At 57.8% G+C, this 13,117-nt stretch carries 9 protein-coding genes; 8 read left to right on the forward strand and 1 reads right to left on the reverse strand.

All coding sequences use genetic code 11. The features are described from left to right. Positions 1 to 35: 35 nt before the first annotated feature. From EUU23_RS02935 to trxA, 7 genes are all read left to right on the forward strand, one after another. Positions 36 to 2,396 (forward strand): PAS domain-containing sensor histidine kinase, encoded by a 2,361-nt coding sequence (locus tag EUU23_RS02935; RefSeq protein ID WP_160352619.1) that lies wholly within the window; start codon positions 36 to 38, stop codon positions 2,394 to 2,396. Then, positions 2,393 to 2,824 carry a tRNA (adenosine(37)-N6)-threonylcarbamoyltransferase complex ATPase subunit type 1 TsaE gene (tsaE, locus tag EUU23_RS02940; RefSeq protein ID WP_160352620.1) on the forward strand — a complete coding sequence of 144 codons (432 nt, stop codon included), beginning with the start codon at positions 2,393 to 2,395 and terminating at the stop codon, positions 2,822 to 2,824. Before EUU23_RS02935 ends, tsaE begins: the two co-directional genes overlap by 4 nt. After that, a complete protein-coding gene (locus tag EUU23_RS02945; protein WP_160352621.1) occupies positions 2,808 to 3,800 on the forward strand; it encodes an aminoglycoside phosphotransferase family protein in 993 nt (330 codons plus the stop codon). The genes tsaE and EUU23_RS02945 overlap by 17 nt, the downstream gene beginning before the upstream one ends. Beyond that, positions 3,797 to 4,525, forward strand: a complete 729-nt coding sequence (locus tag EUU23_RS02950; RefSeq protein ID WP_160352622.1) for a nucleotidyltransferase family protein — start codon at positions 3,797 to 3,799, stop codon at positions 4,523 to 4,525. Before EUU23_RS02945 ends, EUU23_RS02950 begins: the two co-directional genes overlap by 4 nt. Next, positions 4,512 to 7,487 carry a double-strand break repair protein AddB gene (gene addB / locus EUU23_RS02955; RefSeq protein WP_160352623.1) on the forward strand — a complete coding sequence of 992 codons (2,976 nt, stop codon included), beginning with the start codon at positions 4,512 to 4,514 and terminating at the stop codon, positions 7,485 to 7,487. The genes EUU23_RS02950 and addB overlap by 14 nt, the downstream gene beginning before the upstream one ends. Beyond that, positions 7,484 to 10,915 carry a double-strand break repair helicase AddA gene (gene addA, locus EUU23_RS02960; protein ID WP_160352624.1) on the forward strand — a complete coding sequence of 1,144 codons (3,432 nt, stop codon included), beginning with the start codon at positions 7,484 to 7,486 and terminating at the stop codon, positions 10,913 to 10,915. The genes addB and addA overlap by 4 nt, the downstream gene beginning before the upstream one ends. A 76-nt stretch (positions 10,916 to 10,991) precedes the next feature. Next, positions 10,992 to 11,312 (forward strand): thioredoxin, encoded by a 321-nt coding sequence (gene trxA, locus EUU23_RS02965; RefSeq protein WP_160352625.1) that lies wholly within the window; start codon positions 10,992 to 10,994, stop codon positions 11,310 to 11,312. Positions 11,313 to 11,369: 57 nt separating this feature from the next. Here the strand turns inward: trxA and argJ are convergent, their stop codons facing one another. After that, complete coding sequence (argJ, locus tag EUU23_RS02970; protein WP_246156051.1) at positions 11,370 to 12,593, reverse strand: bifunctional glutamate N-acetyltransferase/amino-acid acetyltransferase ArgJ; 1,224 nt, start codon at positions 12,591 to 12,593, stop codon at positions 11,370 to 11,372. 214 nt (positions 12,594 to 12,807) lie between these two features. Between argJ and EUU23_RS14025 the strand changes: the two genes are divergently transcribed. Then, the gene (locus EUU23_RS14025; RefSeq protein WP_218939489.1) at positions 12,808 to 13,089 is read left to right on the forward strand and encodes a hypothetical protein; all 282 of its coding nucleotides are present in this window, start codon (positions 12,808 to 12,810) and stop codon (positions 13,087 to 13,089) included. Positions 13,090 to 13,117 lie beyond the last annotated feature (28 nt).

The following is a 13,117-nucleotide window of genomic DNA, read 5'->3' on the forward strand; positions in this document are numbered from 1 at the left end:
AGCAAACGAGTGAAAGCGCAAAGGATAGCGGACCAATGACGGGCGAGGGCCTGCCAATTGCCCTGATAGGCATTTTGATGGCTTTATGGCTTGTAGGGGCCACTGTTGCCATTTGGGTTGGCCTGTCGTTACGGCGGCAGTCGCACAGGATGTTGCGTCAGACATCCCGGTTGGCCCGGCTGCTGGAAACAGCACCTGCATTCCCTGTTGTGGTCAAAGGGGATGGCCGAATTGAGGCCGCGGACCGCTTTTCAAGGTTGATGGGATTGTCAGCACCTGCCTCGACACTTAGCGACCTTGGCGGGCATGACGATGGTGGCTTGAGCAGTACTGACCTTGCCATGCTTGAAGAAAAGGTGCGCGAAACGCAACGAACCGGGAAAGACTTTGTGCTGCCCTTGCCTGTGTCAGGTTCTCCTCGCAGGCTCCTTGTCGTCGGGGGCATTGCCGACACCGTAATTTACCCCAATGGCGCTGCGTTGCTATGGTTTTTCGATTCCACGGACAGCTTGCGGGAATTAGAAGCACGGACTGAAGAATCCGAAAAGGCAAAATCAGCCTTTGCTGCTTTGGCCGGACTTATTGAATCCGCACCTTTGCCTATGTGGCATCGCAGTCCGGATTTGTCGCTGAACTTTGTGAACATGGCTTATGTCGAAGCGGTAGGGGCATCCGACGGATTTCAGGTTGTGCAAGATGGCATTGAGTTGCTGGAGCCTGAAAACGGCAAAACCGCTGCGGCGTTTGCTTCGGAGGCTATGCAAAAAGGACAGAAAATCGAACGCATTGTTTCGGCGACATTGGGCGCGGAAAGGCGGCAATTGAGGGTGTTTGACATACCCTTGGGCACTGACGGTTCTTCCGGCGTGGCGGGGCTGGCGATTGACATTCAAGACTTGACTGCCGCCCGAAACGAATTTCGGCAATTATCCGATGCACAACGGCACCTGTTGAATATGATGTCAGCCGGGGTTGTTCAATTCGGTTCCGACTATTCCTTGATCTTTGCGAATTTGCCATTCCAGCGGCAGTTTGCATTTCGGGACCAGTGGCTAACCGAAAAGCCGGAATTTGCCCGTGTGCTTGACCGGATGCGTGAAAATGGGAAGTTGCCCGAAGTTCGTGATTTTCCGGCTTGGCGGGGTGAGCGGGAAAATTGGTTTCGCAACCCTGAACCGAGTGAAGAAAATTGGTTGTTGCCGGATGGAACGCATTTGCGCGTATTGGCGCAACCGGTTCCTGATGGTGGTCTGTTGCTCATATTCGAAGATCGGACCGAACAAGCTCAATTGGCGAGCGCACGCGATATCTTGTTGCGTGTTAGAACTGCAACATTTGACAATCTGTTTGAAGCAATTGCGGTATTTGCGGCTGATGGGCGTTTGAGCATCTGGAACCGTTTATTTGCCGAAACCTGGGGACTCCCGGATGAAATTTTGATAAAACACCCGCGGCTAGATGAAATTTTGCCGCTGATGTCCAGGCATCTTAAAAAGCAGTCCCAAATTTCGATCATTGGCGAACTGGTACGTATGACCACAGCCAATAGAGAGCAACGTCGCAGTAAAGCGGCATTTGCAGATGAACGAATTTTTCAGATCGCAACCATTCCTTTACCCGACGGCAATGCCTTGTTCACGATGTTGGATATGTCTGACAGTCTGAAGATCGAGCACGCGCTGCGCGACCGCAATGCCGCATTGCAGGAAGCTGACGGCATCAAAGCGAAGTTCCTGGCGAATATGAGCTATGAATTCCGGACGCCGCTGACGTCGATAAGTGGATTTGCCGATTTGTTGAAAGCGGGGGTTGCGGGCGATTTGAACGATCAGGCGAAAGAATATGTTGACGCGATACTAACGTCGGCAGAACGATTGTCGGAACAGATCAATACCGTACTTGATTATAGCCAAAGTGAAGCGGGTGTGATGCCGATTGCCCGCGAGAAAGTGGATGTGCACAAGCTGTTTGTTGATGTGGCTGCAGCGAAAGAGGGTTTTGCGAAGGAACGCGACGTCGTCCTTCATTTGCAGATTGAAGAAGCAAAAGGCACGTTTTCACTGGACCCTAAGCGAATAGGACAGGCGGTCAGTCAAATTCTTGATAACGCCATACGGTATCACAAAGCGGGCGGCGAAGTCCTTTTATACGCCCGCAAGAGCAATGACCTGCTCGAGATCATCGTCTCCGATAATGGCCCCGGCATCAGTGAAGAAAACCAGAAAATCGTCCAAGGCGATGGCAAGAAGGCGTTGCAGCTTTCCGACGATCCCATATTGCAAGGGCTCGGCCTGCCGCTCGCCAAGCAATTGATCGAAACGCATCATGGCACGTTCCGCATCGAGTCCAAACCGGGCGAAGGTTCCACCATCATCATGACGATCCCGAGCCGATGATCCTGAAGACCGAAGAAGAGATGCGCGCTTTTGGCCGGGAGTTGGCGGGCACCCTGCACGTCGGCGACTGGGTATCGATTGACGGTCCCTTGGGCGCCGGAAAAACGGTGTTATGTGCGGGGATATTGCAAGGTCTGGGTTTCAGCGGGGAAGTCGCAAGCCCGTCCTACGCCATCGTGCATCAATATGATCCCCCCGAAGTATCGATTGCCGTCGCCCATGCAGATTTGTATCGGTTAGATGGTGTCGCCGACCTGGAGGAACTCGGCCTTGCGGACGAGCGGTCCGACCGGATCACCTTGGTGGAATGGGCGGGCCGGGCAGGCGCCGAATATACGGTGCCGACCCTCTCGATTGACATACAGCCTCAGCCGGACGGTTCGCGTGCGGTACAGATGAAGACGGAAGAAAATGACGCAACAGATTGACCCTGTCATGCCCGCCGGGCTGGATGAATTTCTGCACCATAGCGGCTGGAGCGCTGCACGGGTGTACCCCATGCCGGGCGATGCCTCGTTCCGCCGTTACTTCCGGGTGTCACATGCCGAGAAGGGGAGCGCCATTTTGATGGACGCCCCGCCACCGCATGAAGACCCGAAGCCTTTCATCGATGTCGCCCAATATCTGACCGGACAGGGGTTTCGCGCTCCCGTCATATACGGGAAAGACCTGACGCGCGGGCTCGTCCTGATCGAAGATTTCGGCGACCGGCGCATGCGTGAACATCTGGATGCGTTCCCGGCTGATGAGGAAAAAATCTACCGGCGGGCCATCGACACCATCATAGCCCTGTCCAAAAGCACCTGTGCCGACCTGCCGCCCTATAACGAAGAGGTCTATCTGCGCGAGGTGCGGCTGCTGACCGAATGGTACATGCCGGCCATGCGGCTCGATTTCGATCCGGCCGAATTTGACGGGATCTGGCGCAAAACACTCGCACCGATTGCCAATGCCTATATGGTGACTGTCTTGCGCGATTATCATGCAGAAAATGTCATGCTCCTCGACGACGGAGATCAGGGTCTGATTGATTTTCAGGACGCCTTGATCGGGCACCCCGCCTATGATCTGGTGTCGCTGCTGCAAGATGCACGTCGCGATGTGTCCGTGGAACTAGAGGCGGAAATGCTGGATCATTATATCCGCACGGCAAGTCCCGGGGACGATTTCCTGTATCACTATGCCCTGGTTGGCGCACAACGGAATACCAAGATCATCGGCATTTTCACACGGCTGTGGAAGCGTGATGGGAAGGAGCGTTATCTCGACTTTTTGCCACGCATGTGGAAACTGCTCGAACGCGATCTGGACCATCCTGGGCTTGCGCCGCTGAAAAGCTGGTTCGACACATATATCCCGCACGAAGTTCGTCGTATCGCCCCCAATATGCTGGCACCGGAATGAGCCATCATGTGAACACCGCCATGATCATGGCGGCAGGCAAGGGCACGCGGATGATGCCGTTGACGGCAGACAGGCCCAAGCCGCTTGTCGAGGTCGCGGGTACTGCCTTGCTCGACCATGTGCTGGACCATTTACGGGACGCTGGCGTCGGCCAGATTGTCATCAACGCCCATTATCGTGCATCGCAGGTCGAGGACCATATGGCGGACCATGCCGCCGATTTTGAGGTCGCCATCTCGGACGAGCGCGATCTGCTGCTGGATACAGGTGGCGGGCTGGTACGGGCCCTGCCGCTCATTCCCGACGACCCCTTCATTTGCGTCAATGCCGACAATTGGTGGACCAATGACGGCAAAAACGCTTTCACCCGGTTGATGGCGGCATGGGATGACGACGCCATGGACGTCCTCATGCTGCTGATTCCCTATGCCGAGGCAAATAATACCCAAGGCCAGGGTGACTTTGATCTGGATGCCGATGGCCGTTTGTCCCGCAGGAAAGCCGATCAGCAGGCCGCCTATGTCTGGACCGGAATCCAGATGCTGTCCAAGCGCCTCATCATCGATCCGCCGTCAGAAGTATTTTCAACCAATGTCTTTTGGGATCGCGCCATTGCCAAAGGGCGTTGCCATGGGTTGGTGCATCAGGGCCTGTGGTTCGATGTCGGATATCCCGACGCAATCGCAGCAACCGAGGCGAAATTGATGAGCCATGCCCAGCGCTGAACCCGCACATCGGGCGACCCGCGTCTTCACGGTTCCCCTCGGCTCGGATTTTTGCGATGCGACAGTAGGTTTTGTTCTGGCGAACTGCGGCGATGATCCGCTTGGCATAACGCGGATGACGCTGCTTTTGCCGAACAACCGCGCGATCAAGGCGATGACCGAAGCCTTTGTCCGCACCGTCTCACCGGGATTACTGCTGCCGAAAATGGTGGCGATTGGTGACCTCGCGCTGGACGAGGCGCTGGGGCCAATTTTGGACCCGCTGTCGGACGATGACGTCGTCTGGCCGGTTATAAGTCCCACAAGCCGTATCCTGTTGCTGGCCGATCTGGTGGTGAAACACCGGCCAGCGGGGCAATCCGTCACCGCTGCGGAATCCCTGCGTCTTGCGCGTAAACTGGCGGAAATGATCGACGAGCTGGAGATCGAGCAGGTCGATTTTGAACGGCTCAAGTCGGTAGAGGCGGTGGCCGAACTTCCGGAACATTGGCTCAGCGCCTACGGTCAGATCAGCGAGATCATTCCAGCCTATCGCACCGAACTTGCCAACCGCAAGCTGCTGGGCCCCGCGGAACGCAGGAATATTTTGCTGGGCAGGCTCGAACAGCGTTTGCGCGAAAATCCGCTGTCTTCGCCTTTGATTGCCGCCGGCATAACGACATCGGCCATGGCTGTTTCCAACCTGTTGCGCCGGATTGCACGGCTGCCCAACGGATCGGTGATCCTGCCGGGTGTGGACCTGAATATGCCTGAGGCGGATTGGGATGCCTTGCGTCCGCCCAAGACCGAAGACGGTGTTCCAAAGCCCCGTCGCAATGCCGAAGTGCATCCGCAATTCCATTTACGGCTGTTGCTTGATCGCATGGCGATTGCGCGGGACGAAGTTGCACCGGTCTCATCCGGTGCGGCGCCCGCGATGGCCGACAGCATCACCGATATTTTCTGCCTTCCGGAACGCAGTACGCATTGGCGGGCACTTCACGCCGACCGAAAAAAAATGGTGCATGTGCGCCTGATCGAGGCCGACGACAGCGCGCAGGAAGCGAAAATCATCGCTGTCCACATGCGGCAACGGCTCGAAAATGCCGGACAACGCGCAGCATTGATCACTCCGGATCGTGAAATTGCAGCGCGGGTGGCGTCGCAGTTGCGCCGCTGGGGCATTTCGGTGGATGACAGCGCAGGTAAGCCCTTGTTGCAATCGCCCGAGGGCGCCTTGTTTCTGGGTCTGGCCAATGCCGTGGCACGGCGTTTTTCGGCGACCGACGTATTGGAGATCGCAAAGCACCCGCTTGTCCGCATGAAAATGGACCGGTTGGATTGGCTCAATCAGGCGCGCTCGCTCGATGCCCGTATGCGCGGGCCAAGTGTTGGCGTGGGCATTTTTGCTTTTGCGGATGAAATTGCCAAGGCGGCGGATGACGCGCTTAACCTGTGGTGGACAGTCTATAGCGGCCAGCTCACATTGCTGGACGATGGTGCAAAGGGCGGGCTTGTCGCTGCGCTCGATGCCATGAAGATGGTCGCCGATACATTGACGGACGGACAGATCTGGAAAGGTGCCGCAGGCCGAGAGCTGGCGGGGGCCTTGGCCGAATTGGGTGAGTGCAACTTGTCCGCCATTCCCATGGACGACAGCAGCGCGTTGCCCGCAATTATAACCGAACTGCTTTCCGGTGCTGTCGTTCGTCCGCCTTATGGTGGCCATCCACGGGTCGCCATATACGGTTTGCTGGAGGCCCGCTTGCAAAAGGCGGATCTTGTCATCTGTGCAGGCCTCAATGAAACAGTCTGGCCGCAAATTGCGCAGCCGGACCCTTGGCTGGCCCCGGCGATCCGTCGGCATTTGGGTCTGGCGACGCTTGATCGCAATGTCGGTCTTTCGGCGCATGATTTGGCGACGGCGCTCGGCGCAAAAGATGTGGTGCTCACGCGGGCGCGTCGTGATCGTGGCGGGCCAAGTGTGGCTTCGCGCTTTCTGCTGCGGATGCGTGCCTATCTTGGCGATGCGTTGCAGCAGGATGAAACCACGCCGCAACTGGCCGCACTATTGGACGATGTGCGTGAAAAGCTGCAATTCGCACCCCGGCCCAAACCGATGCCGACGGCGGAGCAGCGGCGCGTGGGCATTTCGGTAACCGATTTCGACCAGCTCAAGTCGGACCCTTATTCCTTTTACGCCAAGCGCGTTTTGCGGTTGCGTCCCATGGATCCGGTCGATGCCGAACCCGACCACAAATGGCGCGGCATCCTTGTGCACGACATATTGGAAAAATGGTTCCGCGACGACAAATGCGCCCCGGAAAAGTTGATTGCGCGAGCGGACGCCTTGCTGACCAACGGCGCGCTTGATCCCATTCTTCGGACGCTGTGGCAGCCCCGTATTGCCGAAGGTCTGCGCTGGATTGCCGACCAAACACAAAAGCTGCGGGACGAAGATGGGCGGCAGTTGCTGGTTGCCGAAGAGAAAGGCAAATTTGACTTGTGCGGTATCACCATTACCGGCCGCGCCGACCGTATTGATGCTGCCGCCGATGGCAGTCTGATCATCATGGATTATAAGACCGGCGGATCGCCCAAGCCCAAGCAGATTAATGCGGGTTTTGCGTTGCAGTTGGGGCTGATCGGTTTGATGGCCGAACGCGGCGCGATAAAGGGCGTAAGCGGCGACGCGCTGGGATTTGAATATTGGAGTTTAGGTAAAGACCAGAAGCGAGGTGCTTTTGGATATATCGCCCATGCTACGGCAACAAAGGCCAGCGACAAAAAGAAAGCGGCCGACGAATTTGTGGCCTTCATCACGCGTCAGGCCGAAGACGCGTTGAACCTGTGGATATTGGGTGAAGCTCCTTTTACGGCGAAACTGCACCCCGAATACTCAAACTATGCCGACTATGACCATTTGATGCGCCTGCAGGAATGGGACGGTCGCCAGTCGATTGCCGAGGCGGACGGCGCATGAGCGACGAAAAGGAACCCAAGCCGCTCTATCCGCTCATCCCCGCGCAGTTGGCGGCGGTCCAGCCAGAGGAGAATATCTGGCTCAGCGCCTCGGCTGGCACCGGCAAGACGCAGGTATTGACCGCGCGCGTCATCCGGTTGTTGCTGGAGGAAGGAGTCGAACCCGAAAATCTGTTGTGCATCACCTTTACCAAGGCGGGAGCTGCGGAAATGGCGGAACGTATCAATCAACGGCTCGCATCCTGGGTGCAGTTGGAAGACACCGCGCTGTTCCAAGATATGGAGGCAATCGGGGCCAAGTCGGGCCCGGAATACCGCCAGCGCGCCAGCGAATTGTTCGCCAAAGTGTTGGATGCACCGGGTGGCGGGTTGCAGATTTTGACCATCCACAGTTTCTGCCAGTCGCTTTTGGGAAGCTTTCCCGAAGAGGCAGGTCTGGTCCCGGGATTCAAGCCGATCGAAGGGGCCGAGCAGCAGGCGCTGCTGCGCGAGGCGCTGGCCAGCATGGTCATCGCGGCTGAAGAGGCACATGATCACGACTTGATCCGAAGCCTGCAAAAGCTGAGCCTTGCTATGGGCGAAGAGGCGGCGGCGAAATTCCTCGCCAAATGTGCGGCGGTTCCGGATGTTATGGAGGCTATTCCCGAAGGGGCGGGGGCTATTGTTTGGGCGCGGCGCTTGGCGGGGGTTACATTTGAAGAGCCCCTGGACGATTGGATTGCATTGGCACTGTCCGATGATGCGATAGATCGCAGTGCGCTAGAAACCGTCGCAGCATTGAACAAAGTTTGGGGAACCGCGACCGGTCTGAAGCGTGCTGCTACCATATCGGAATGGCTGGAATCCGATGTGACGCAACGTGGGGCAACCCTCGAAAAGTTGCATTTCTGCTGGTGGAACAAGTCGAAAGACGAACCGCAGACACAAACAAAGGGTCAGGTTCCTCAAGTCGATGAGTATCCTGAATTAGCTCTCGACCTCGCAAACTGGACCAAACCGCTGTTGGAGACTCTGACACGCGCCGACTATGCCGAACGGCTCGCCAGCGCCTTGCTCGTCGGCAAGAGGCTGGCCCAATTTTACACCCACGCCAAGCATGCACGGGGTGTGATCGACTTTGACGATATGATCCGGCGTACCGCCGCGCTGCTCAACAGCGGCGCAATGGCGCAATGGGTGCGCTTCAAGCTGGACAAGCAGATCGACCATATTCTCGTCGACGAAGCGCAAGATACAAATCAGGCGCAATGGGACATTGTGGCCGCGCTCGCGTCCGACTTTTTCAGCGGCTTTGGCCAGAATGCCGATACCATCCGGACCATATTCTCCGTCGGCGATTTCAAGCAGGCCATTTACGGGTTTCAGGGCACCGCACCCGAACGCTACGAAGAGGCAGGAAAGAAATTCGGCGAGGATATTGCGGGGGCAGGGGGAGAACTCGCCCGCCTGACCCTGTCGCAAAGTTTCCGGTCAACGACACCGGTCTTGCAATTCGTCAATGCGCTGATCGATGAAGTGGGGCACGCGAATTTCGGTATCTCGGACGAGGTTCCCGACCATTATAGCCGGATGCCGGCCGAGGTCGGGATGGTCGAACTCCTGACACCTGTATCACCGAAGTCCGCCGACGAAGAGGGGGACGATGACGAGGAAAGCTGGGTCCCCAATCAAAAGCGCGACCTTGCCGAAAGGCTGGCGGATTATGCGAAGGAACTGATCGACCAGAAGCCGTGGCTTGCGACGCAAAAGCGGCCGTTGGAGCCGAAGGATATCATGTTCCTTCTTCGCAATCGGAGCGATGTTGCTTCGCTGCTCGTCGCGCAATTGCATGAGCGTGGTGTTCCGGTGGCCGGTGTCGACCGCCTGCGGCTTGCCCAGCCGCTGGTGGTGCAGGACCTGCTGGCGGTCATCCGCTTCGTGTTGCAGCCGCTCGACGACCTCAGCCTTGCGTGCATCATGGTGTCGCCGATTATCGGTTGGACACAGGAAAAGCTACTCGAATTTTGCTATCGTGGGGAGCGGAAGGTCAGCCTGTGGCAGCATCTGCGCGGGCAGGACGCGATTGCCGATGAGCTGGAGCCGCTGCGCGCCATGCTGGACGCGGCGGATTTTGTGACCGTCTATGATTTCCTCGAACAGATATTGTCCGGACCCATCGGCGCGCGGCGGAAATTCGTGGCGCGGTTGGGGACCGAAGCGTTGGTGCCGATGGAGGAAATGCTGAACACTGCGCTGCTGTTCCAGCAACAGCAAGGCGGCGGGCTGCAGAGCTTTCTGCACTGGTTTGAAAAGGGCGAGAATATCATCAAGCGCGAAGGCGCGGGTGGTGCGAACGAGGTGCGGGTGATGACGGTGCATGGGTCCAAGGGCCTGCAGGCGCCCGTCGTCATTCTCGCCGACGCCACCTCCGATCCGCGCAAGAAACCCGACCGGACGTCGGCGCTCGTCATGGATGAAGGCAAGAATGTGCCGCTGCTCGCCATCCGCAGCGCTGAAAAGTCGGGGCGATTGCAGGAGATTGTAGAGCTGCAGGAGACCCGCGAACTGCAGGAACATCGCCGCCTCCTCTACGTCGCGGTCACGCGCGCCGAGGAGCGGCTGATCATGGGCGGGGCGTTGAGCGGGCAGAATAAGGGCGTTCCTCCAGCGGACAGCTGGTTCGCGATGATGGAAGGCGCGATGCGCGCCCTCGGCCATGAATGGGAGGATGACGTGCGCTGGGGCCAGGTCATGCGGCATGTGGGTGCAGATGGCGTATCGGCCGCGCCGCCCGCCACCCGCGATCAAAGCGCAAAGGACAACCCCGCTCCGTTGGAAGCACCTGCATGGCTCTTTGCCCCCGCACCGCAGGAATCCCGCCCGCCAAGGCCTCTGGTACCATCACGGCTTGAGGATGACGACTATGGCGACGCCCCGCCCAGCCTCGCGATGCAGGCGGCGGCGACGCGGGGGAAATTGTTGCACGCGCTGTTCGAGCGGATCACGGACGAGGCGTCCCTCGATGCCGCCGCCAAATGGCTGGACATTACCGTGCGCGACGCCGCTATCGACAAGCGCCAGATCCTCGACGCCGTAACGGCGGTCGTTCGCAACCCCGAATGGGCGGATTTCTTCAAGGCCGATGCCCGGGCAGAGGTGCCTTTGGCGGCGCTGGTAGGTGAAACGGTGATCACCGGACGGATCGACAGGATGATCGTCGAGCCGGGACGCGTAAGGATCATCGACTTCAAGACCGGCCGCTCCGTCCCCCAAGATGAACAGAGCGTTATCACGCCGTATCTTAGGCAAATGGCGCATTATGTCGCGGCATTCGAGACGATATTCCCAGACTCCGTGGTGGAGGCATCACTGCTCTTCACCCACGCCCCGCGCCTTGTCCGCTTGCCGGATAGCGTTTTGCAGCCCCACAAACCTGCCTCTACCGTTTAAAAGCAATTCTATCGTGTCGCTGCCTTGTCAGTCCGCCCTGCAGCGCATAGATTGCGGGTCAACAAAGGAGATTATTATGGCTACCAAATCCGTAGGCGATAGCGATTTCAGCGCGCAAGTACTGCAATCCGAACGTCCCGTTCTCGTCGATTTCTGGGCAGAATGGTGCGGCCCGTGTAAAATGATCGGCCCCAGCCTCGAAGAAATCAGCGAAGAACTGGGCGGACAGGTCGATATTGTGAAGCTGAATATCGACGACCATCCCGACACCCCCGCCAAATATGGCGTGCGCGGCATTCCGACGATGATCCTGTTCAAGGGCGGCGAAATCGCCGACACCAAGGTTGGTGCCGCACCCAAAGCGCAGATCAAAGGCTGGCTTGAAGCCGCACTTTAAAGAAATTTGCGGCATCGCGGGGTCACCCTTTCGATGCCGTCATATAGGGTTTCGACCCTAACTTCGATAATCGGCGTTGATGCTGATATAGCCGTGGGTGAGGTCGCACGTCCACACGCTCGCCCGGCCAGTGCCGAGTCCCAGATCAACGCCGATTTCGATTTCCTGGCCCTTCAGATGTACCGCAACAGGGGTCTCATCATAACCGTCCACCGGTAAACCGTGCCGCGCGACCTGGGTTGAACCAAAGCTGATCGACAGCAAGTCACGATCCGCAGGTTCCCCCGCTTTTCCGACTGCCATCACGACGCGCCCCCAATTGGCATCCTCACCGGCAATCGCTGTTTTAACGAGCGGCGAATTGGCGATAGCCAAACCCACGCGCCGGGCGCTGTCGTCATTTACGGCACCGCTCACATGAATCGCGATAAATTTCTGCGCGCCTTCGCCATCGCGGACGACCAAATGGGCAAGTTGCAAGCAAGTGTCGCGCAATGCGGCGGCGAAGGCATCTGCACCGGCATCGGCAAAGGAGCCAAGCGTCGCGTTTCCGGCCTTGCCGGTTGCAAAGGCGAGCACCGTGTCGCTGGTCGACGTGTCGCTATCCACCGTGATGCAGCTAAAGCTACCGCTATTTGCTTCGGACAAGAGCTGCTGAAGAAAGGGTGCCTCGACGGAAGCATCGGTAAAGATATAGCCCAGCATGGTAGCCATGTCGGGCGCGATCATGCCCGACCCTTTGATGATCCCCACAAGATTCACCTTGACCCCGTCAATCATGGCGCTGGCCGTGGCACCTTTCGCAAAGGTATCTGTCGTTCCAATGGTGTTGGCCGCATCTTCCCATGAACAGGGTTCGGCGTTGAATATGGCGTCGAGACCGGCTTCGGCTTTATCTTTGGGCAGGGGGACGCCGATGACGCCCGTGGACGACACAAACACAGTGTCTTGGGCACAGCTTAGATGCGCCGCGACTTTGGAGGTAATGGCTTCGACCGCTGCCAGCCCGCGCCGCCCCGTAAAGGCGTTGCTGTTACCTGCATTGACGACAAGCGCGCGAGCCTGTCCGCCTTTGATATTCTGCCGGCATAGTTCGACTTCGGACGAACAGCATATGTTCTGCGTGGTGACTCCAGCGACTGTCGTGCCCTCATCGAGTTCGACAAATGTCAAATCGCACCGCCCCCAATCCTTGTACCCCGCCCGCGCAATGCGCGGCGTTGCCCCTGCAATCGATGGCATGGCAGGAAAGGGCAGGGCGAGGGGCGATTTTGCTGACAAATTGAGAGTCTTTCGTTCAAAAACGGCGATGAGGGTGCGCCGGTACAGAAGTCTTATATCCTTGTGAGGGGCTAGCAGTAAATTTCGTCGAAACAAATGTTGAAACGGTGTCGGCAATGATTGCAACTTCTTCCAAAAAAAGCATTGCTGCGTTCGGGATAGACTTAAGTGGACGGCATGCCTATATGCCCCGAAGCACTAAACAGGGCCTACCATGCGTTTGCTGATTTATCTCTTGGCGATGATGACCGGATTTTCCGCAGCAGAAGCCGCGCGACCAATGTCGGCTACGCCTGCTACTTTGGGTTCTGCCATGTCTTCAGCGGCGAGTGTTGCCGCGTCAGTCGCGCTTGTCCAGCGACGGGATATGCCGCCCTCTATCCTTGTCAGTATCAAGAGGGCTGCGCCTTCGCGCACGATCTCGCCCCGCACATTTGATGCGAAAATTTTTATCGCGCCAACGCCGGTGATGGCGCACGACGTTTCTCTACAATAGAGAATTGTGGCGCGTCTTCGCACGCACC

The organism is Sphingorhabdus profundilacus, assembly GCF_009769755.1.
GTDB lineage: Bacteria > Pseudomonadota > Alphaproteobacteria > Sphingomonadales > Sphingomonadaceae > Sphingorhabdus_B > Sphingorhabdus_B profundilacus.